The sequence below is a fragment of the Myxococcus sp. CA040A genome, from assembly GCF_013336725.1.
Lineage (GTDB): Bacteria > Myxococcota > Myxococcia > Myxococcales > Myxococcaceae > Myxococcus > Myxococcus llanfairpwllgwyngyllgogerychwyrndrobwllllantysiliogogogochensis.
Genome location: NZ_JABUMR010000008.1, coordinates 568,888 through 588,905, shown reverse-complemented (window position 1 = coordinate 588,905; position 20,018 = coordinate 568,888). Strand labels below are relative to the sequence as shown.

Sequence of the window (20,018 nt, the reverse complement as noted above, 5' to 3'; positions counted from 1 at the left end):
GGAGTGTCCCCCGTGGGGATGGGCATGGACGACGTACAGGTGCTGTTCGAGCGTCTCCTGAGCGAGGTGAAGGCGCTCCGCGAGGACAGGGAGCGGCCGTTGCCCACCGTGCTCTCGAAGCGGCGAGCGGCGGAGGAGCTTTCAGTCTCCCTTTCGAAGCTCAAGGGGATGATTCGCCAGGGCGCGATTTTGGTGTGCGAGGTCGGTGGGACAACCGGCGTTCCCGCATCGGAGATTCGACGAATCGCTTCGGCAGTGCTCGGCACGAAGGCGCCGCGGGTCCGGCGCCCGCGCCGGTCCTCCCGGACGGGGAGTCCGAAGGAGGAGGCGGCGCTAGTTCGGTCAGTCCTCCGAAGTCGGAAGCAGAGCTAGCCGACGTTCTGTTCGGGCTCCGCGTCCAGGTTCTGCCGCTCGGACGGAACCAGTGTGAGGCGCGGCAGGGGCACCTGGACGGTCGGCACATGGACGTCGGCGTAGAAGCGGTCGGTCGTTCGCTTGTCCTTGTGATTAAGGAAGGCAGAGACGACCGCCGGGAGTCCCCCGAGCTCGATTGCCCACGTCGCCACCGAGTGCCGCATGACGCCGAAGGTGAAGGCGGGCACCTTGGCTGCGGCGCATGCCTCCTTGAGGGACTTGTTCGCCCGCCGAGGCAGGGTGCCCTTCTCACGGAGCCGCGTCGCTGCGGCGAGAACGTTGGGGTCATTCACGGGGGTGCGTGTCATCTCGCCGACCTTGTGCCGAGTCACGAGGACGGCCAGGGTGTCGCCGCGGTGAGCGCGGACAAGTTCGCTCTCCGGGCTCCGAACGAATCGCTCAAGCTCAGTGACGTGCCAGCCGGTGCCTGCGAGTACCGTGAGCATGTCCAGCAGTTCCTGGCCAAGGTGATGGGCAGCGGCGTGGACGTTGGGGAACGGGACTGCCTTCTTCTTCTTCCTCTTCTCGGGGACGGCCTGGGGGACAGGCAGGTCGAGCGTGGGGTCGTCCTTGGAGGTGAGGAGGTGCTTCTCCTTCCGGAGCCACCCGTAGAAGCCCTTGAGCGCGATGATTCGGTGTGGCCGCCCCGTGCGACGGGCCGCCAGGGCGGGCTTGATGTGGTCGCGGAGTGTGACCTGTCGGAGATCTTTCCCGCCAAGGTCTTCAATCCAGTCCGCGAGCCGCGCCGACATCTCCTTGGCGTGCTTGGGGGTCGTGCCCTTCGTGCTCACCTGGTACTCGCGGTACTCCTCGACGAGCTTGGCTGTCATGAGCAACGGCTCGTCAACGGCGTCCCCCTCTGGTGCGTAGGCGAGGGGGTCCGCCTCAAACCGCTCGAGCTGCTTGAGGGCGGCGCGGATGCTGTGGGCCCGGGTCGAAACGTGGAACCGGTGCCCACTCACGCGCCTCTCGATGATGAACAGCGGGCGGCCATCCTGCTGTGGGTGGATGTATCCACCCGCCCAACGTTCTTTCCTACTCACCGGCACCCCGCCACAAAGGTGCCACAATGGAGGTGCTGCATGTTCCATGACCCCGACAGGAATCGAACCTGTGGCCTGCGGTTTAGGAAACCGCCGCTCTATCCAACTGAGCTACGAGGTCGGACGGCTAAAGCTGCGGAACTACTTGTACTTTCTGATGAAGGGCTGCCACCTTCGACGAGTCCTTCACCCCGGTACGTAAGCAGTACGTAACCGGCCAGCGCGTTATAGCAGGCGGCTGGAGGCGTGCAACGAGAGTGAGGCCCTGGCGGAGCTGCCACTCTCCGAGCGGCGCCCCTGACGCCTATCCGACAAAGGGGGAGGCAGCCGACGCGGTCTCCCCAGCGGGGACCAGGTGGCCCGCTTCCTCGCCTCAAGGCCGAGGGACGCAGCGGGCGCCACCACCGCCCTGCGCAATGGCAAGAGGCGCGCTGGGGGTGAAGCCTCCGCGTGCGGCACGTGAACCCTCCGGTGCTACCGTCCCTGTTCCAATCACATCGGCTGGCCAGGGAAGGCGCAGGACTGCGCTGAGTGACGGAGGTCTTGTATGCGTCGTGCTGATGCACGAGGGCCTTCGAGCTCCCTTCTGTGATGCTGCCTTGAAACAACTGTCCATCCCAGCGTGAGAGGTTTCTGCCCGAGGATGGCGGAAACGCATGCTGGATCACGAAGTTTCATGGAGGCCCATCAGAATCCTGAGCCGCCACATCGTTGGGGCAAACAAGGCGCTGTCTGAAACCGGTGGCAGGTATGCAATGGTACGTGGATTGCTTGTCGGGGGCGACTCTTCACGAGAATGGAGTCGTGCGGATGTTCTGGAAAAGAATGGTTGTCATTCTGGGAATCGGTGTCGGGGCGGTGGCTTGTGGTGATAGCGACAACGAGGGTGGAGGGGATCCGTTGACGCCCGAGGAGTGTCTCGCGAAGGGAGGGAGTCCACGGGGAGATCCGGGGGATGGAAGCACCCACAGGGAGGGGTGCCCTCTGGGGCAGCGGTTGCTCGGAGACCTCGTGTTCGGCGAAGAGGGAGGCATCTGCTGCAAGTAGTCGGCACCCAGATGTTCAGCCGCCCATTTCCCGTGGGGGGCGACTGCTCGGGGACCTGGACGGCCCAGGTCCCCGAGTGGGTCATGGCTCATTCTCGCGAGCCATGTGCGCCTGTCATTGCTGCCATTCCCTTCCCATGGGCAGTTCTCCGGTCCGTACCCCGGCTCTGCTTCGTGTGCTCGTGATCTGCGAGCTCGAGAAGGTGATGGTGTAGTACCCGCCCGCTGCTGGACTGCTCGTGCGAGGCGTGTAAACCACGATGTCTGTCTTGCTGTCTCCGTCGTAGTCGCCCGTGACGGGAACATCGCCGACCCCGCCGAGGAACTTCACGTAGGACGTCCCCGTCGAGCTGTGGACGTAGGTGAAATAACCGCCGCCGTCGTTCGTGGGCCAGCGGGGCGTATAGAGGGCCAGGTCGCTTCGGCCATCGCCGTCGTAGTCCCCGACGACAGGAATGTCTCCCACCTGTCCCATCGTGTCCCAATCCCAGGCGTTCTCCGCGGGCTTCCACACCGTGAACCATCCACCCCAGCCCGTACCTGCTTTATGCTTGTACATGGCGAAGTTATCGAGGCCGTCGCCGTCGAAGTCTCCGACGATGGGCGTGTCGTCGGGCTCGCCCATTAGGAAGGTCTGCGGGAGACCATCCAGACTCGAGAGCCACCGGAACTCTCCATAGTACAGCCCGGAAGGGGTACTCTCAGGGGCGGTGAAGTGATGGTACACGGCGATGTCCGTGGTCCCATCTCCGTCGTAGTCAGCGGCGATGGGGATGTCGCCCGGCTCACCAAAATCGAACCAGCTCCAGTGCTGCCCCCGGCTCCGCCACACCGTGAAGAACCCCGCGGCGTTGGAGTTCTCGGCGGGAGTGTACACCGCGAAGTCCGTGAGGCCGTCTCCGTCGTAGTCGCCAGTGAGCGAGATGTCCCCCGGGAGACCCCCTGGGAAGCGCATCGGACGGGGAAGCGAGCTGGCCTGGACAGTGAGAAGCCCTGTCTGCGGCATGGCGGGTGACTCCCAGTACCAGGTGAAGTCCGACTTCCCATCCCCATCGAAGTCATCCTTCCGCCCATAGATGGGCGCGTCCGTGTAGACATGGACCTCCCAGGGGCCGAACGTGTCGGTCCATCCACCCTGGCTGGAGTTGTAGAGGATGCTGCTGCGCTGCTCGAAGAGGGGGCGAGCCGGCGAAGTTCCATTCCAGGCAACCGGAGTGATGGGGCCGGTCACCGCCGTGGGCGTGCGGTTGGCGACGATGAGGATGTTGTGCTGTCCGATGGTGCTTCGGATGCCCTCGAGCTGTCCGGCGCCGGCATCGGGCGCGAAGCTCCCAAGGGCATACGTTTCGTCCGAGAGCAGCGCGGGCTCCAGGATGCGCAGCTGCGAGGCGACCTTCTTGATGTCCCACCAGAGCTGAGAGTCTTGCTCGATGTTTTCCGTTCCCCACCAGAAGATGCCGCGAGCCTCATGGATGATGGAGGAGTACGCCATGAAGCGTGTCTCCGTGTAGTTGGGTCTGCGGCCTATTGTCGGTCCCATGTGAGAGCTGCAGCACTCGGCATAGCCCTGTCCCTGAAGCACTATCAATATGGGGCCCGCGGGGGAGTAGGGTGCCACGAAGTTGTCGTCATGGAGCACCTTCATGGCTTCGATGCTCTCCGCCGGGTGATTGAGGGGGGCCAGGGGGAATGGTGGAGACCCGCCGCCGGGCAGGAGGGAGATGGGGTACCTGTCCTGTCCCCACGCGTTCGCAGCGGCCCTCCATTTCCGGTACTCCGATGCGGGGAAGCCGGGGATGCCTTCCCAAGCCGCAACGCCCTCCGCATCATTGGCGGCGATCTCCGTGTAGTAGACATGGTGCGCCGGGTCTCTCTCGTTGACGAACGCGCGGAAGCTCGTGGCCTCCTCCACGGTGGGGATTCGAGCACGATTGGAGTCTGTCTTGGGCCCGTCAATGGCCCCGCCATCCCATACGATCTGTCCTCCTCCATCCTTGTTCCAGCCCATCTCGTCCATGGAGTCATAGCCAAGGAGCGCCGGTTTGGCCTTCAGCTCCTGGATCTTGAGGTCCAGGTCGCTACCGACATGGTGCTGAGCGGCCACCTCTCGCACCCAGTGGAGCTCACTTTCCGCCTCTCCTCGGTGACTCCAGTTCCAGGCCTTGGCGAGGGCGTGGACGCCGCGCAACTCCAGCTTGTCCAGGTCGGCTGCCGTCAGATCCTGCATGTCCAGGATCAAGGTATTGAATCCCACGCGCCCCAGTTCATTCAGCGCGACCTCTGTCTTGTCGATGTTTGGGAAATCATCCGAATCACCCGCATCCGCGGTGACTCGATCAGGATAGTCGAAGGCGCCAATCACGAAGAATCGCTTGCCTTCGTGAATCCAGAAGGGTGCTCGATCAGTGGGCCCAGGAACTTCGGTAGGGTTGCAGATCGGCCGTGGGTCCAAGGGGCCGCAATCCGGATCAGCGAAAGAGATCTGCGGCACGACCAGACCCAGCGCGGCGGCGGTGCCCGCCAGTAGCAGTCTGAGTCTTTGGGATGATTCAGGAGGAGCTGATTTCATGGAGGAGTGTCATACACATCGCGAACTTCTCCGTCGATGATCTCCGCCAGCGCGAGAGCCATTCCTTTCCGTGTGGACCAGAGTCAAGGGCGGGAAGGAGGGGCTCGGGTGTCTGGGATTGCCAGCGGGCCTCACGGGATCCTTCTCCGGCCGGATGGAACGACCTGGGCCGCCGGGCTGCTGGATGCCTGCTCGACCGCTTCGGGCCCGAGAAAAGGGTCCTCGCTCGGGAACAAATTCGCCCCGGACCCTGTCGATATGTACGAACGTACACATGGAGGGTATCTTCTCCCTGAGCCAGGAGTCCCATGGCGACCCGACGAAACGACCCCGACCGACGCGACCGCATCATTGACGCCGCGCTCTCGGTCATCGCGGAGGGTGGGGTGGCGGGCACTTCGCACCGGCGCGTCGCGGACCGGGCCGGGGTGCCTCTCGGCTCGATGACCTACCACTTCACGAGCATGGACGAGCTGCTGCGTGAGGCCTTCACCCGCTTCGCCGAGCGTGTCAGCGAGCGCTTCACTGCGCGACTCTCGGCGGTCGCTTCTCGTGACGAGCTCGCCACGGCCATCGTCGACCTGGTTCACAAGGACCTCGTGGCCGGTCCCGACGACCTGGTGCTCACGCTCGAGCTCTACACCCTCGCGGCCCGGAAGCCCGCCTTCCGGAAGATCACCCACGACTGGATGCGCCGCAGCCGCGCGGTGCTCGAACAGCACGTCGACGCGCAAACCGCCCACAAGCTCGACGCCTTGATTGAAGGCCTGTTCATCCACGTCAGCCTCGACCCGACACCGCACGGCCGCGACGTCACTCGCGACGCCGTGCTCCAATTCCTCTCATCCTAGAGCTGCTGCCTCATGACCATCCCCCTCCGCCCCCCGGTGCTCCGCGAGCACCGAGCGGCCCGCGCCGCCGTCGCGGTGCTGTTCCTCACCAATGGCGCCATCTTCGCCAACCTGTTGCCGCGCTATCCGCAGATCAAATCCGACCTCGGTCTCAGCAATGCCCAGTACGGAATTGCCGTCGCGTCCTTCCCGTTCGGAGCACTGGTGGCTGGCCTGGCCGCCGGAGCGCTCATCCGTCGCTTCCGCTCGTCACGGGTCGCCGTGGCCGGGACGGTGCTCACGGGGCTGGGCGTATTGTGCGCTGGTGTCGCGCCCTCGTGGGTGGCGCTCGCGGTGACACTCTTTCTCGCAGGCAGCATGGATGCGATCACGGACGTGGCCCAGAACTCCCACGGCCTGCGGGTGCAGCGTCTCTATGGCCGGTCGATTCTCAATGGGTTCCACGCGGTCTGGAGCATTGGCGCCGTGCTGGGTGGACTCATGGGCGGGCTCGCCGCGGGTCTCAACGTGCCGCGTGGTGTCCACCTGGGTGTCTCGGCCCTGACCTTCTCCCTCGTGTCGTTGACCGCCCTGCGCTTCCTGTTGCCCGGCCCCGAGCCCACTGCGTCCAATGTCTCATCCGAGGCCGCGTCGCAGTTGGAGAGTGACCCGGCACGCCGTGGAGCGCCGGGTCGACTGCGCCTGGGGCTCGTGGTCGCCGCGCTGGTCCTGATTGCCCTCGGCGGAGCGCTCGTCGAGGACGCGGGGTCGACCTGGGCGGCTGTCTATCTTTCCGGCACGCTCGGCGCGGGCGTCGCGGTCGCCTCGTTCGGCTACGTGGCGCTCGTGGGTTCGCAGTTCGTCGGGAGGCTGCTCGGCGACAGGTTCGTCGACAGGTTCGGACAACGCGCCGTGGCTCGGGCAGGAGGCGTGCTTGCGGCGGTGGGCATGGGGGCGGCTCTGCTGTTCCCGTCGGTGCCCGCCACCATCGCCGGGTTCGCGCTCGCGGGCTTCGGAGTCTCGACGCTGGTGCCCGCCGCCATGCACGGTGCTGACGAGCTTCCCGGACTGCGACCTGGCACGGGCCTCACGCTCGTGAGCTGGTTGATGCGCCTGGGCTTCCTCTTCTCTCCTCCCGTGGTCGGCCTCGTCGCCGACGCCGTGGGACTTCGCGTGGGGCTGCTCGTGGTGCCGCTCGCCGGCGTGCTCGTGCTGACCTTGTCCGGAGTTCTGTCTTCCACCCGCCTCCCTGAGAAGCGGTCCGGCTGAGCGGACCGCACGGGGGGACGGAGCCACCATCCATCGCGGAACACTGCCGCGAGTTGCACGGGGCCTGTCGCCAGAGCCCTGGCTTCGGAGGGGCGCGCGCAAGTACAACCCGGGTTGTCAGGCGGGCACGTCGCTCGCCGCCCCTGGACCCATGCTCGCCAACCTCCACAACGCCGACATTCCCCAACCCGTGCTCGACGTCATCGCCCGGCTGCGAGAGCTGGGCCACGCCGTGTATCTGGTGGGCGGCTGCGTCCGGGACATGGTTCGCAAGGTTCACCCGAAGGACTTCGACGTGGCCACCAGCGCGCTCCCCGAGGAGGTCCAGCGCGCCTTCCGCAAGGTCATCCCCACGGGCATCCAGCACGGCACCGTCACCGTCGTGCAGGGCGGCACCCATGTCGAGGTGACGACGTTCCGCTCGGAAGGGGACTACCTCGACGGACGGAGGCCCAGCTCCGTCGCCTTCGAGCGCGACATCGTCAAGGACCTGTCCCGGCGCGACTTCACCATCAACGCGATGGCCTACAACCCGTTGGATCGCGACCTCGCGGACCCGTTCGGTGGCCAGACGGACCTCCAGGCCCAGCTCATCCGGTGCGTGGGTTCGGCCCTGGAGCGCTTCTCCGAGGATGGCCTGCGCCCCATGCGCGCGGTCCGCTTCGCCGCCGTGCTCGGCTTCTCGCTCGATCCGGACACCCGCGACGCCATTCCCGCGACCCTCGCCGTGTTCCGCAAGGTCGCCCTGGAGCGCGTGCGCGAGGAGCTGACCAAGTTGCTGCTCTCTCCGCGCGCGGAAGGGGGGCTGCTGCTGCTCTCGGAGACGGGGCTGCTGGACGTGTTCCTCCCCGAAGTGGCCCGAGCCACCCCGGAAGCCGCCCGGCTCGCGCGCGCCGCGGTGCAGGCCGCGCCGAACGACATCGAGATTCGCGTGGCCGTGCTGCTCGCGGACCTCGTCGACCGCGCCCAGGCTCGTGACATCGGCCTGCGGCTCAAGTTCCCCAACAAGGTCGCCGACCTGGTGGCCCTGCTCGTGGAGACCGCGAAATTGGAAGAGCGCTTCTCGGACACGGACCCCTCGTTGCGCCGCCTCCTGGCTCGCGTGGGGCTCCCCCAGCTTCCGCAGCTCCTCGCGGTGGCCCGGGCCCGCGTCCAGGTCCGCGCCCCGGAGCGCCTGTCCGACCTGGAGCGCCTGTGCGCGCGGCTGGAGGCCCTGGCCGCCGCGAAGCCGCCCCTGGTGCCGAAGGACCTGGCACTCACCGGGGGCGATATCATGGCCACGCTCGCCGTCGGCCCGTCGCCCATCGTCGGCGAGGCGACACGCTTCCTCATGGACTCGGTGCTCGACGAGCCCGCCCTGAACACCGCCGAGGGCCTCAAGCAGCGGCTCCAGGCCTGGCAGTCGGCTCGCACGGGGGCCTGAGCCCGGCCGGTGGGCGGCCCTCCCACCGGGCTCCGGGGTCGGGTTTGGGGGGCTCCCCCCGTCCTCCCGCGTGCGCCCGGACGCTGGGGCGTGTAGGAAGGGGCACCATGCGAGTCGTCGTTGCGATGAGCGGCGGGGTGGATTCCTCGGCCGCTGCCGCCCTGCTCAAGGAACAGGGCCACGAGGTCATTGGCATCACCCTGCGCGTCTGGTCCTACGAGGGCAAGGCGAAGTGTGGGAGTTGCTGCAGTCCGGACGACATCGATGACGCACGCGCCGTCGCCCAGACGCTCGGGATTCCGTTCTACGTCGCCAACGCGGAGGAGATCTTCCAGGACCGCGTCGTCAATCCCTTCGTCCAGTCCTACCTCGGCGGGCGCACGCCCATCCCGTGCGTGGCCTGCAACCGCGACGTGAAGTTCAACTTCCTCCTCAAGCGCGCCCGAGCGCTCGGAGCGCGGCTTGCGACCGGCCACTACGCGCGCGTGGAGGAGACCGACGGCCGCTACGTCCTGCGCCGCGCCGTCGACGCCGCGAAGGACCAGAGCTACTTCCTCTTCACGCTCGGCCAGGACGAGCTGCGCGACATCGTCTTCCCCGTGGGCGACATGACGAAGGCGGAGGTCCGCGCCGTCGCCGAGCGCCACGGCCTGACCACCAGCCACAAGCCGGAGAGCATGGAGATCTGCTTCGTGCCGGACGGTGACTACGCGGGCTTCGTGGAGAAGGTCGCCGGCCCCCAGCCCTCGGGCGAGATTGTCGATGGGGACGGCCAGGTGCTCGGCACCCACCAGGGCATCCACCGCTACACGGTGGGGCAGCGCAAGGGGCTCAACCTGGGTGGCGGACAGGTGCGCTACGTCCAGCGACTGGAGCCGGAGACCCACCGTGTGGTGGTGGGCAGCGCCGAGGAGACGGGGCGTGATCGCTTCGGGCTGCTCCAGCCCCACTGGGTGGATGCGCCACCGTCCCCGGAGACGCCCGTGGAGGTCCGCATCCGGCACCGCCACGCGGGGGCCGCGGGACGTGTGGAAATCTCGCCCCACGGTCTCGTTTCGGTGAAGTTGGATGCCCCCGCGCGAGCCGTCACCCCAGGACAGGCCGCGGTGGTCTACGCTCAGGACAAGGTGCTGGGTGGTGGTTGGATCGTCTGAGCTCGAGTCGTCTTGAGGAGGAAGCGGGACATGGCGCAGCGCCTCATGGGATGTCTGCTCGTGGCCGCGACCGCGAGCCTGGTCACCGCCTGTAAGGAGCGCTCGGACAAGCCCATCGCCGGGTTGCTCGCGGCGGGGGCTCCGGTGCTGCGCACGCAGGGCAAGGAGCAGCGCACCGTCGCCGTTGGCGCCCAGCTCACGGGGGACGCGCTGCTCACTGCCACCGGTCCCGCCGTGCTCGAGTACTTCGGCGGAGGCCTGCGCTTCCTCGAGAAGGGCGACACGCTGGAGATTGGCGACGCGGACGAGGCGAAGCTCCACGGCTCCAACCTCCCGGCGCACCGGTGGGTGGACGGCAGCGTGCAGGAGGCGCCTCGCGCGCTGCGCATCGTCGCCGCCCGCTACACCAACGTGCAGGTGACGCCGAAGAGCGCGCACGAGGACGCGTACACCTCCACGCAGTACTTCGTCGCCTTCTTCACGCCCAACGGCTTGCAGCGGCTGGGCTCGGACACCGATCACGAAGGGCCGCACACGCCGCTGCCCGCGCCGCCGTTCCGTCCGAAGGTCCCCTTCATCCATGCGGGAGACCTGGGGGAAGGTGGGTTGGTGGCGGTGGTGGATGATGGCTTCGCCGTGGCGGAGACGGATGACCTGGCCACCGCCGTGCTCCTGGAGGGGCGCGAGGTGCCCCTGGGCCGCACCGTCCGCCTGCTCGTTCCGGATGGGGCGGAAGTCACCTTGAGGGCGAAGGACGGCTCCGAGGTCGAGGTCGAAGGCCCCGCCGACCTGCGCCTGCGCTGAGGCGTGGGGCAGGGTGGTTTGTCCTCGCGGGTGCGCCTTCTGTAGAGTCCACCGTCCCTCGCGGAGGTGTGCCATGACGAGGAGTGAGCTCATCGAGCGCATCGCGGCGCGTGCACCCCACGTCCCGCGGCGCGAGTTGGAAGCCATCGTCCATGCCGTCTTCGACTGCATGGCGGAGGCCCTCGTGGCGGGAAAGCGCATCGAGCTGCGAGGCTTTGGCGTCTTCTCCCTTCGCACGCGCCGCGCCCGTACGGGACGCAATCCGAAGACGGGGCAGAGTGTCGCCGTGCCGGAGCGCCGCACGCTCAGCTTCGCCGCCGGCAAGGAGCTGCGCGCGCGGCTCAATGCGCCCGCGCCCAGGCAGGAGCCCGTGGGCTCCGTGCTGCCCTCGGTGGCGCTCGCCACCGCGGTGTTGCCGGTGACGTCCGTGGCGCGGTGACGGCGCGGCCACGACGCCGCTTCCGTGAATTTGACCGGGTGGGGGGTGGGGCGTACTTTGCCTCGACGCCGACGCTACAGGCCGCAACACGGACTCGTGTGGCCCGCTCTGTCCGCGCGCGAGGATCCCTGAGTCATGCGAGACGCCCACCGGATGAAGGAGAAGTTCGACGTCTCTCTCGACAACCGGCAGATTGTGAGCCTGTTGATCGCCGGCATCGTCGTGCTCGGCGCCGTCTTCGTGTTGGGCGTCGTCGTGGGGAAGAAGCTCGCCGGTGACGTGCAGACGGCCAGCGCTCCCGACCTGCTCTCCGCGCTGGATGCCAATGCCCAGGCGCTCCAGGCCGTGCAGCACAAGGACTCCGCGCTCACCTTCCAGGACGAGCTGACGCGCAAGGCCAGCGCCGAGCCCGTCGCCGTCGCTCCCAAGCCCGCCGCTCCCAAGCCCGCCGCGCCGGTGGAGAAGCCCGCGCCCAAGCCGCCCGAGCCCGCCAGGGCCGCCGCGATGGCCCCGACGCCGGACCCCGACACGGGCGAACTGCCCCCGGAGGAGCCCGCCGAGGAGCCCCAGGCCGTCGCTGTCGCCGAGACGCCCAAGCCCACCCCCGCGCCCGTCGCGGAGAAGCCCGCCGCCGCTCCGGCCGAGAAGCCCGCCCCCGTCGCCGCGAAGCCCGCACAGGTGTCGGGCAAGGTGGAGACGGCGGCCGTGCCCACGCGGACGACGCAGAAGGAGGGCGGAGGGATGAAGGACGCCATCGCCCGCGCCGCGCAGTTGCCGGACCCGGCGGTGAAGGGTGGGGCCTTCACGCTCCAGCTGTCGGCGTTCCAGGACAAGCAGGAGGCCGACCGGTTCATGGCCCGGTTGCGTGATAGGGGCTATGCCCCCTATATCGTCACGGCGGAGGTGGCCGGTAAGGGCACCTGGTACCGCGTGCGCATGGGCACCTTCGCCTCGAAGGACGCTGCGACGCGGTATCTGTCAGACTTCAAGCGTGAGACCCAGCTCGACGCGTTCGTGGCCGGCACGAACTGAGAGCGGGCGAGGAAGACGGGAAGCACCATGACGACGACTAGGCGGGTGGAGAAGCCCTGGGGCCACGAGCTCATCTGGGCCCACACCGAGCGCTACGTGGGCAAGCTGCTGCACGTGAAGCAGGGCCACAAGCTCAGCCTGCAGTACCACAACCAGAAGGACGAGACGATCCACGTCCAGAGCGGCAAGCTGCTCTTCGTCGTCGACGAGGGACAGGGGCTCATCGAGAAGGAGATGAACCCGGGGGAGAGCTACCACATCAAGCCCCTCACCAAGCACCGCATGGTGGCCATCACCGACTGCGACATCCTCGAGGTCAGCACCCCCGAGCTGGATGACGTCGTGCGGTTGGAGGACTCCTACGGCCGCACCGGCACCAGCAAGCCGTAGTCGCTTCGCCGGGAAGGCGCGGCTCGCCCTTCAGTCGCGGGCCGCGTTGTTGGGATTGCGGGTCCACTTGTCGACGGTGCCATCGCCGTCCAGGTCCTCGCCGATGCGGTCCACCTGACCGCCCTCCCAGTACTCCCAGTAGTCCACGCGCCCGTCGGAGTTGGTGTCGCGCTCCTTGCGCACCAGGACACCCCGCTCGTAGAAGGTGACGCTGTCCGCGCGGCCGTCGCCGTCGAAGTCCCGCTCGCGGCGAGTGTTGGCCCCCTTCTCGTAGAAGTAGGTGGCGTCCACCTTGCCGTCGTAGTCCAGGTCCATCACCTCGCGCATCAGCGCGCTGGCCTCGTCGAAGTAGCGCGTCAGGTCCACGCGGCCGTCCCAGTTCAGGTCCAGCTCCTGGCGCACCTTGCGGAACCGCTCCTCGCCATTCGCGCCCGCGTCCGCCACCGTGTAGGTCCACACGTCCGGCTTGCCGTCGCCGTTCACGTCCTGCTGCGTGACGTGTTCGCCACGCGCGGGTTCCGGGTGGATGGCCTCGGACGAGGCGGGTGAGGACTTACCCGGGGCGTTGGTGCCGCGCTCGGCGGCCTTGTCGCTGGCGCAGCCGGTGAGCAGGCCGGAGGTCATCAACCCGAGGAAAATCCAGCGCTTGCTGCCGGTCATGCGGTGCTCCCGGGACGCAGCGGCCTCTCCGCCGAGGCGTGCGCACGAGATGCTTTCGCGCGCCACGTCATTCCATATATTTTCACATATAGCCATGGCCCGAAAGAAGATCAGCACCACCATCTACATCACCCCGGAGCAGAACGAGCTCCTCAAGGCGCTGAACCAGAAGACGAAGGTGCCCGTGGCCGAGTACATCCGCCAGGGCATCGACCTGGTCCTGGAGAAGTACAAAGCGCAGCTGCCGGGGCAGGCGACCTTCGACGAGATTTGACAGAGAGACGAGGCGCGACGTGAAGAGCATGCAGGGCAAGCGAGTGGTGGTGCTGGGGGGCGCGGGCTTCGTGGGCTCGCACCTGTGCGAGCGCCTTCTGGACGACGGTGCGGCCGCCGTGACGGCCGTGGACAACCTCATCACCGGCAACGAGGAGAACCTGCGCACGTTGAAGGGCCGGCCGGGTTTCAGCTACGTGAAGGCGGACATCATCGAGGGCATCCCGGTGAAGGAGCCCTTCGACTACATGTTCAACATGGCCTCGCCCGCGTCGCCCATCGACTACGCGAACCTCCCGCTGGAGACGCTGCGCGTGGGGTCCATCGGCACGGAGAACGGGCTGAAGCTGGCGGAGGCGAACAAGGCCGTCTTCCTGATGGCGTCCACCTCCGAGGTCTATGGAGATCCGCTGGTGCACCCGCAGCGCGAGGACTACTGGGGCAACGTCAATCCCATCGGCCCGCGTTCGGTGTACGACGAGGCCAAGCGCTACGCGGAGGCGGTGACGGCGGCCTACGGTCGCAAGGGCGTGCAGGTCCGCATCGTTCGCATCTTCAACACCTACGGCCCGCGCATGCGGCTCAACGACGGCCGCGTGGTTCCGGCCTTCGTGGGTCAGGCGCTCAAGGGCGAGGACTTCTCCGTCTTCGGCGATGGCAGCCAGACGCGCTCGTTTTGTTACGTGAAGGACCTGGTGGACGGCCTGGTCCGGCTCGCGCTGTCGGACGAGCCCCATCCGGTGAACATCGGCAACCCCCGGGAGATGACCATCCGTCAGTTCGCGGAGGCCGTGCGCACGGCGGCGGGCGGCGGGGGGAGCATCATCGAGAAGCCCTTGCCCAAGGATGATCCCAAGCAACGTCAGCCAGACATCACCCGCGCCCGCACGCTGCTCGGCTGGGAGCCCAAGGTGCCTCTGGAGGAGGGTCTGCGGGAGACCATCGCGTGGTTCCGCGAGGTTGCCGTGCGGCGATCCCCGTCATAGGTTGCCGCCGCGAGAGACTCTGAAATCAAAGACAGTTTGGCCACGGCCGGGTGGCGGGGAGACGGAAGCGTGAAAGTCCTGGTGACGGGTGGAGCGGGCTTCATCGGCTCGCACGTGTGCGACGAGTTCCTGAAGGCGGGACACGAGGTCATCGCGTTGGATGACCTGTCGGGTGGCAAGAAGGAGAACCTGGACCCGCGCGTCCGGCTGGCCGTGCATGACATCCGCAGCCGCGAGGCCGCGGAGCTCATCAAGTCGGAGAAGCCCCAGGTGCTCTGTCACCTGGCGGCGCAGATGGATGTGCGGCGCAGCGTGGATGATCCGGGCTTCGACGCGGATGTGAACATCCGCGGCATGCTGAATCTACTGGAGGCCTCGCGCGTCGCGGGCGTGAAGAAGGTCATCTTCAGCTCCACCGGCGGCGCCATCTACGGCGAGCAGGACGTGTTCCCCGCGCCGGAGTCCCACGCGACGCGCCCGGTGTCCCCGTACGGGGTCTCCAAGGCGGCGGGGGAGCTGTACCTGGGCTACTACCGGGCCCAGTACGGCCTGCCGTACGTCGCCCTGCGCTACGCCAACGTGTACGGCCCGCGACAGAACCCGCATGGCGAAGCGGGCGTGGTGGCCATCTTCTGCCAGCGCCTGCTCTCCGGGCAGGGCTGCACCATCTTCGGAGAGGGCAAGCAGACCCGCGACTTCGTCTTCGGGCCCGACGTGGCCCGGGCGAACCGGCTGGCCTTCGAGAAGGACTACGTGGGCGCCATCAACATCGGCACCGGCGTGGAGACCGACATCAACCGCCTCTATGCGCTGCTGGCAGAGGCCGCGGGTTCGACGGCCGCCGTGGCCCATGCGCCCGGCAAGCCCGGCGAGCAGCTGCGCTCGTGCATCGACAACTCGCTCGCGAAGAAGGTGCTCGGCTGGGAGCCGTCCGCCGACCTGCGCGAGGGGGCTCGCCGCACCGTCGCCTACTTCCGCGAGAAGGCCGAGCCGGTCCGCGTCCACGGCTGAGGCTGGCTGACGGGAAGCAGGGCAGGGGAGTCCGGGAAGAGGTCGCCTCTCCCGGACGGGCCCTCGTGCCCTGTCGTCCCCGGGTGGCCGGGCGTCCGTTCAGGGGAGCACGGTGGTTGGGGGAACAATCGGGCGCCCCCGACGGGTTGCTCGTCTGGCGGGCGTTCGCGCGTAGATTTTCGCGCGGTTCGATGTTAGGCACGCCCGCTTCTTCCGACGAGCGCCACGAACATGCCGGCTGAAAACGCGCACATCCGCAACTTCTGCATCATCGCCCATATCGACCATGGAAAGTCGACGCTGGCTGATCGCCTCCTCGACAAGACGGGGACGCTGAGCAAGCGCGAGGCGCAGGCCCAGTTCCTCGACAACATGGACATCGAGCGCGAACGGGGCATCACGATCAAAGCCCAGTCCGTGCGGATGAACTACACCGCGAAGGACGGCAAGCAGTACGTCCTCAACCTCATCGACACGCCGGGGCACGTCGACTTCGCGTACGAAGTCAGCCGCAGCCTGGCCGCGTGCGAGGGCGCGCTCCTGGTGGTGGACGCGTCGCAGGGCGTGGAGGCGCAGACGCTGTCCAACGTCTACATGGCGTTGGACCACGAGCTGGAGATCATCCCGGTCATCAACAAGATCGACCTGCCCAGCGCGGACGTCGACCGCACCCGCGCGGAGATTGAAGACGTCATCGGCATCGACGCCTCCGTGGCCGTGCCCGCCTCCGCGAAGGAAGGCATCGGCATCCACGAGATTCTGGAAGCGGTGGTCGCGCGCGTGCCGCCGCCGACGGGCTCGCCGGACGCGCCGCTCAAGGCCCTCATCTTCGACTCCTGGTACGACAACTACCGGGGTGTGGTGACGCTGGTGCGCGTGCTGGAAGGCACGCTCAAGCTCAAGCAGAAGATCAAGCTGTTCAGCAACAACAAGGTCTTCGAGGTGCAGGAGCTGGGTGTCTTCACCCCGTTCTCCCGCCCCGTGACGCAGCTCATGGCCGGCGAAGTGGGCGTGCTGGTCGCCAACATCAAGGAGCTGCTGGACGCGAAGGTCGGCGACACCGTCACGGAGGAGGCCCGTCCGACGCAGGAGCCGTTCCCGGGCTTCCAGGAAGTGAAGCCGATGGTGTTCTCCGGCATCTTCCCGATCGAGTCCGACCAGTACGAGAACCTGCGTGACGCGCTCGCGAAGCTGAAGCTCAACGACTCCGCCTTCACGTATGAGCCCGAGTCGTCCACGGCGCTCGGCTTCGGTTTCCGCTGCGGCTACCTGGGCCTGTTGCACATGGAGATCGTCCAGGAGCGCCTGGAGCGCGAGTACAACCTGAACCTCATCACCACCGCGCCCAGCGTGGTGTACCAAATCACCAGCGGCAAGGGTGACGTCCAACTGGTGGACAACCCCGCCAAGCTGCCGCCGGTGCAGAACATCGCGAAGTTCGAGGAGCCCATCCTCACCTGTCACATCCACGTCCCCAATGACCACCTGGGCGCCATCCTGAAGCTGTGCCAGGACCGCCGCGGTGTGCAGAAGGACATGAAGTACCTGGGCAGCAGCGGGCAGCGCGTGCAGGTGACGTACGAGATGCCGATGGCCGAGGTGGTCTTCGACTTCTTCGACAAGCTCAAGAGCGTGTCGCGTGGCTACGCCAGCCTGGACTACGAGCTGACCGGCTACCAGGAGGCGGATCTGGCGCGCCTGGACATCCTCATCAATGGGGAGCCGGTGGACGCGCTGAGCGTCATCGTGCACCGCGAGCGCGCCTACCTGCGCGGTCGCGAGGTCTGCGCGAAGCTGAAGGAAGTCATTCCGAAGCAGATGTACGAAGTGGCCATCCAGGCGGCGATCGGCGCGAAGATCATCTCCCGTGAGACCATCTCCGCCATGCGCAAGAACGTGCTCGCCAAGTGCTACGGTGGTGACATCAGCCGCAAGCGCAAGCTCCTCGAGAAGCAGAAGGAGGGCAAGAAGCGCATGAAGCAGGTGGGTACGGTGGAGATTCCGCAGGAGGCCTTCCTCGCGGTCCTCAAGTCGGAGCAGTAGCCATGAACGCTGCCAGTCCTTCCGCCAACCCTCCCGCGAAGCTGGCGACCGCGATGGCGGCCCGGCGCACCCCTGAACAGGTGCGCGCGCGCCGCAAGTTGCTGTGGCGGGAGATGCTCACCAGCCTGTGGGCTCCGCTGTGCATCGTCGCCCTGGTGCTGTTCCCGTACACGACGCTCATCGAATTCGTGCCCACGGCGGCCGCCTGGGCCCAGCCCGCGATGAAGGGGCTGGGGCTGCTGATGGTGGCGTACTTCGTCGCGCTGCTGGTGTGGCGCAACGTGTCGCCCCGCGAGAAGCAGCTGCGCCGGCTGCGGCACGAGGCGCATGAGCTCATCGCCGAGAACGAGCGCATCCTCCAGAAGCCGCAGGTGCGCGAGAAGCTGTCCCCGGCGCTGACGGAGGAGATCACCGAGCAGGCGCTGAAGGTGGAGTCGGCCTCGGCCGAGGGAGATCCGGAGAAGCTGCCCCGCGAGGTGAGGGCGCTGGAAGCGCTCACGTCCCAGCACCTGGGAGCGTTCCGCAAGGAGTCCCCCATGGATTTCGTGGGCGGCTTCGTGAAGATGTTGCTGGTCGCCCTGGTGTTCCGGACGTTCATCGTGGAGCCGTACCGGATTCCCTCCGGCTCCATGCTGCCCACGCTCCAGATTGGCGATCAGGTCTTCATCAACAAGTTCATCTACGGGGTGCGCGTCCCGTTCGCCAACGTCGTGCCGTTCGTCATCGTCCGGCCTCCGGGGCGCGGAGACGTCATCGTCTTCAACAACCCCGTCAACGAGGCCACCGACTACATCAAGCGCGTGGTGGGCGTGCCCGGCGACACCGTGGAGATCTTCGACGGCGTGGTCCACATCAACGGCCAGCCGCAGACCCGCGAGAGTGTCGACAGCGAGTACATCGTCCACAACATCACGGACGCCGGTCAGTGGTACGACCAGCAGGAGTCGCTGTACCGGGAGAACCTGAGCGGCGTGCCGCACAGCGTGCTCCAGACGCCCACGCGGATGCGTCGGCACGAAGGCCCCTACGTGGTGCCCGAGGGGCACGTCTTCGTCATGGGCGACAACCGCGACAACAGCTCCGACAGCCGTTACGGCCTGGGCATCACCGGCAAGACGGAGTTCGTGCCCTACGGCCACATCAAGGGCAAGGCGATGGTGGTCTGGCTGTCGCTGGGCTACCACGGCCTGCTGCACGGCCTGTTCGGTGGCACGGGTCTCCGGTTGGACCGCTTCTTCGAGCCCGTGCGCTAGGGAGTTCCTGGAAATCGATTGCCGGGTGGTTCGTACGGGGGGCTATCTTCCATGACCTCCATGTCTGTCCCCGCGTCCCCTGCGTCGTTGTCCTCGATGATGGCGGCCCAGCGCACCCCTGAGCAGGCGAGGGCCTGGCACCGGCTGCTCTGGCAGGAGCGACTCACCAGCCTTTGGGCGCCGGTGTGCATCGCGGCGCTGCTGATGCTCCCGTACACGCTGATCATCGAGTTCGTGCCCGCGGCGGCGAGCTGGGCGCAGCCCGTGATGAAGGGACTGGGCCTGCTGCTGGTGGCGTACTGGCTCGCCCTCCTCGTCTGGCGCGGTGTGTCGTCGAAGTGGCGCGACGCGCGGCTCGCCGCCATCGACCTGCTCGAACAGAACGAGCGGGCCCTCTCCAAACCTCCCGTGCGCGAGAAGTTGGCTCCGGGAGTAGCCGAGCGCATCGCCGAGCAGGCCCTGAAGGTGGAGGCCGCGTCGGTGCGAGGGGACGTGGGGGCGCTGCGTAGCGACGTGGGGGCCCTGGAGGTCCTCGCGGAGAAGCACCTGATCACGTTCCGCAAGGAGTCGCCCAGGGACTTCGTGGGCGGCTTCGCGAAGCTGCTGCTCGTCGCCGTGGTGTTCCGGACGTGTTTCGTGGAGCCGTACCGGATTCCCTCCGGCTCCATGCTGCCCACGCTGGAGATTGGCGATCAGGTCTTCATCAACAAGTTCATCTACGGGGTGCGCGTCCCGTTCGCCAACGTGGTGCCGTTCGTCATCGTCCGGCCTCCGGCGCGCGGTGACGTCATCGTCTTCAACAATCCCGTCGACGAGTCCGCCGACTTCACCAAGCGCGTGGTGGGTGTGCCCGGCGACACGGTGGAGCTGTTCGACGGCGTGGTCCACATCAACGGCCAGCCGCAGACTCGCGAGAGTGTCGACAGCGCGTTTGTCGTCCACAACCTCACGGACAACGGGGAGTGGTTTGACCAGCGGGAGTCACTGTTCCGGGAGAGCCTGGGCGGCGTGACACACAGCGTGCTCCAGACACCCACGCGGACGCCCCGGCACGAGGGGCCCTACGTGGTGCCCGAGGGTCAGGTCTTCGTCATGGGCGACAACCGCGACAACAGCTCCGACAGTCGTCACGGCCTGGGCATCACCGGCTACGGCAAGACGGAGTTCGTGCCCTACGGCCACATCAAGGGCAAGGCGATGGTGGTCTGGCTGTCGCTGGGCTACCACGGCCTGCTGCATGGCCTGTTCGGTGGCACGGGTCTCCGGTTGGACCGCTTCTTCGAGCCCGTGCGCTGACCCACACCCGGGGGGCAGGCGACCCGCCACGCCTCGGACGGTGCTTGACGCGCCGCACGGCCCGGGGTACGCGGCGCCCCCGG

18 protein-coding genes and 1 tRNA gene are annotated in these 20,018 nt (G+C 67.2%); 15 read left to right on the top strand and 4 right to left on the bottom strand.

Features of this window, described 5'->3' with window-relative positions:
• Positions 1-24: 24 nt before the first annotated feature.
• Complete coding sequence (locus HUA75_RS35160; protein WP_174488854.1) at positions 25-372, top strand: hypothetical protein; 348 nt, start codon at positions 25-27, stop codon at positions 370-372.
• Here HUA75_RS35160 and HUA75_RS48065 read toward each other — a convergent pair.
• The 3 genes from HUA75_RS48065 to HUA75_RS48060 form a co-directional block, all read right to left on the bottom strand.
• On the bottom strand, positions 369-1,457 hold the full coding sequence (locus tag HUA75_RS48065; protein WP_174488853.1) for a tyrosine-type recombinase/integrase: 1,089 nt from the start codon (positions 1,455-1,457) through the stop codon (positions 369-371). The two genes, HUA75_RS35160 and HUA75_RS48065, sit on opposite strands and share 4 nt — an antisense overlap.
• 47 nt (positions 1,458-1,504) lie before the next feature.
• A tRNA-Arg gene (locus HUA75_RS35150) sits at positions 1,505-1,578 on the bottom strand.
• A 1,040-nt stretch (positions 1,579-2,618) separates the two neighbouring features.
• Positions 2,619-4,865 (bottom strand): VCBS repeat-containing protein, encoded by a 2,247-nt coding sequence (locus tag HUA75_RS48060; protein WP_174488852.1) that lies wholly within the window; start codon positions 4,863-4,865, stop codon positions 2,619-2,621.
• A 515-nt stretch (positions 4,866-5,380) separates the two neighbouring features.
• On the opposite strand from HUA75_RS48060, the gene HUA75_RS35140 reads away from it, so the two are divergent.
• The 8 genes from HUA75_RS35140 to HUA75_RS35105 all read left to right on the top strand — a co-directional run bounded on the left by HUA75_RS35140 (position 5,381) and on the right by HUA75_RS35105 (position 12,413).
• Positions 5,381-5,923 (top strand): TetR/AcrR family transcriptional regulator, encoded by a 543-nt coding sequence (locus HUA75_RS35140; RefSeq protein WP_174488851.1) that lies wholly within the window; start codon positions 5,381-5,383, stop codon positions 5,921-5,923.
• A 12-nt stretch (positions 5,924-5,935) separates the two neighbouring features.
• Positions 5,936-7,171 (top strand): MFS transporter, encoded by a 1,236-nt coding sequence (locus HUA75_RS35135; protein ID WP_174488850.1) that lies wholly within the window; start codon positions 5,936-5,938, stop codon positions 7,169-7,171.
• A gap of 151 nt (positions 7,172-7,322) precedes the next feature.
• Positions 7,323-8,594, top strand: a complete 1,272-nt coding sequence (locus HUA75_RS35130; RefSeq protein ID WP_174488849.1) for a CCA tRNA nucleotidyltransferase — start codon at positions 7,323-7,325, stop codon at positions 8,592-8,594.
• Positions 8,595-8,701: 107 nt separating this feature from the next.
• Positions 8,702-9,748, top strand: a complete 1,047-nt coding sequence (mnmA, locus tag HUA75_RS35125) for a tRNA 2-thiouridine(34) synthase MnmA (protein WP_141647737.1) — start codon at positions 8,702-8,704, stop codon at positions 9,746-9,748.
• A 30-nt stretch (positions 9,749-9,778) separates the two neighbouring features.
• Positions 9,779-10,552 (top strand): hypothetical protein, encoded by a 774-nt coding sequence (locus HUA75_RS35120; RefSeq protein WP_174488848.1) that lies wholly within the window; start codon positions 9,779-9,781, stop codon positions 10,550-10,552.
• 73 nt (positions 10,553-10,625) lie between these two features.
• Complete coding sequence (locus HUA75_RS35115; protein WP_141647739.1) at positions 10,626-10,991, top strand: integration host factor subunit beta; 366 nt, start codon at positions 10,626-10,628, stop codon at positions 10,989-10,991.
• A gap of 135 nt (positions 10,992-11,126) precedes the next feature.
• Positions 11,127-12,023 carry an SPOR domain-containing protein gene (locus HUA75_RS35110; protein WP_174488847.1) on the top strand — a complete coding sequence of 299 codons (897 nt, stop codon included), beginning with the start codon at positions 11,127-11,129 and terminating at the stop codon, positions 12,021-12,023.
• A gap of 27 nt (positions 12,024-12,050) precedes the next feature.
• A complete protein-coding gene (locus HUA75_RS35105; RefSeq protein WP_141646421.1) occupies positions 12,051-12,413 on the top strand; it encodes a cupin domain-containing protein in 363 nt (120 codons plus the stop codon).
• A 30-nt stretch (positions 12,414-12,443) separates the two neighbouring features.
• Here the strand turns inward: HUA75_RS35105 and HUA75_RS35100 are convergent, their stop codons facing one another.
• Positions 12,444-13,073, bottom strand: coding sequence for a hypothetical protein (locus HUA75_RS35100; RefSeq protein WP_141646422.1), 630 nt, complete (start codon positions 13,071-13,073; stop codon positions 12,444-12,446).
• Positions 13,074-13,167: 94 nt separating this feature from the next.
• On the opposite strand from HUA75_RS35100, the gene HUA75_RS35095 reads away from it, so the two are divergent.
• From HUA75_RS35095 to lepB (HUA75_RS35070), 6 genes are all read left to right on the top strand, one after another.
• The gene (locus HUA75_RS35095; RefSeq protein WP_044281109.1) at positions 13,168-13,347 is read left to right on the top strand and encodes a ribbon-helix-helix domain-containing protein; all 180 of its coding nucleotides are present in this window, start codon (positions 13,168-13,170) and stop codon (positions 13,345-13,347) included.
• A gap of 28 nt (positions 13,348-13,375) precedes the next feature.
• The gene (locus tag HUA75_RS35090) at positions 13,376-14,332 is read left to right on the top strand and encodes a UDP-glucuronic acid decarboxylase family protein (protein WP_141646438.1); all 957 of its coding nucleotides are present in this window, start codon (positions 13,376-13,378) and stop codon (positions 14,330-14,332) included.
• 69 nt (positions 14,333-14,401) lie between these two features.
• Positions 14,402-15,343, top strand: a complete 942-nt coding sequence (locus HUA75_RS35085) for an NAD-dependent epimerase/dehydratase family protein (protein ID WP_141646423.1) — start codon at positions 14,402-14,404, stop codon at positions 15,341-15,343.
• A gap of 231 nt (positions 15,344-15,574) precedes the next feature.
• On the top strand, positions 15,575-17,386 hold the full coding sequence (gene lepA / locus HUA75_RS35080) for a translation elongation factor 4 (protein WP_141646424.1): 1,812 nt from the start codon (positions 15,575-15,577) through the stop codon (positions 17,384-17,386).
• A 2-nt stretch (positions 17,387-17,388) separates the two neighbouring features.
• Entirely contained in the window at positions 17,389-18,639 is a 1,251-nt protein-coding gene (gene lepB / locus HUA75_RS35075) for a signal peptidase I (RefSeq protein ID WP_174488846.1), read from the top strand.
• A 51-nt stretch (positions 18,640-18,690) separates the two neighbouring features.
• Entirely contained in the window at positions 18,691-19,935 is a 1,245-nt protein-coding gene (gene lepB / locus HUA75_RS35070) for a signal peptidase I (protein WP_254627912.1), read from the top strand.
• The last annotated feature ends 83 nt before the right edge of the window (positions 19,936-20,018 follow it).

Excerpts from the sequence above, each read along its gene's own strand:
- HUA75_RS35120 (WP_174488848.1), top strand. The coding sequence starts at position 9,779 with ATGGCGCAGCGCCTCATGGGATGTCTGCTCGTGGCCGCGACCGCGAGC.
- HUA75_RS35140 (WP_174488851.1), top strand. The coding sequence starts at position 5,381 with ATGGCGACCCGACGAAACGACCCCGACCGACGCGACCGCATCATTGAC.
- HUA75_RS35130 (WP_174488849.1), top strand. The coding sequence starts at position 7,323 with ATGCTCGCCAACCTCCACAACGCCGACATTCCCCAACCCGTGCTCGAC.
- lepA (WP_141646424.1), top strand. The coding sequence starts at position 15,575 with ATGCCGGCTGAAAACGCGCACATCCGCAACTTCTGCATCATCGCCCAT.
- HUA75_RS35100 (WP_141646422.1), bottom strand. The coding sequence starts at position 13,073 with ATGACCGGCAGCAAGCGCTGGATTTTCCTCGGGTTGATGACCTCCGGC.
- HUA75_RS35105 (WP_141646421.1), top strand. The coding sequence starts at position 12,051 with ATGACGACGACTAGGCGGGTGGAGAAGCCCTGGGGCCACGAGCTCATC.
- lepB (WP_174488846.1), top strand. The coding sequence starts at position 17,389 with ATGAACGCTGCCAGTCCTTCCGCCAACCCTCCCGCGAAGCTGGCGACC.
- lepB (WP_254627912.1), top strand. The coding sequence starts at position 18,691 with ATGACCTCCATGTCTGTCCCCGCGTCCCCTGCGTCGTTGTCCTCGATG.
- HUA75_RS35160 (WP_174488854.1), top strand. The coding sequence starts at position 25 with ATGGACGACGTACAGGTGCTGTTCGAGCGTCTCCTGAGCGAGGTGAAG.
- HUA75_RS35115 (WP_141647739.1), top strand. The coding sequence starts at position 10,626 with ATGACGAGGAGTGAGCTCATCGAGCGCATCGCGGCGCGTGCACCCCAC.
- HUA75_RS35090 (WP_141646438.1), top strand. The coding sequence starts at position 13,376 with ATGCAGGGCAAGCGAGTGGTGGTGCTGGGGGGCGCGGGCTTCGTGGGC.
- HUA75_RS35110 (WP_174488847.1), top strand. The coding sequence starts at position 11,127 with ATGCGAGACGCCCACCGGATGAAGGAGAAGTTCGACGTCTCTCTCGAC.
- HUA75_RS35135 (WP_174488850.1), top strand. The coding sequence starts at position 5,936 with ATGACCATCCCCCTCCGCCCCCCGGTGCTCCGCGAGCACCGAGCGGCC.
- HUA75_RS35095 (WP_044281109.1), top strand. The coding sequence starts at position 13,168 with ATGGCCCGAAAGAAGATCAGCACCACCATCTACATCACCCCGGAGCAG.
- mnmA (WP_141647737.1), top strand. The coding sequence starts at position 8,702 with ATGCGAGTCGTCGTTGCGATGAGCGGCGGGGTGGATTCCTCGGCCGCT.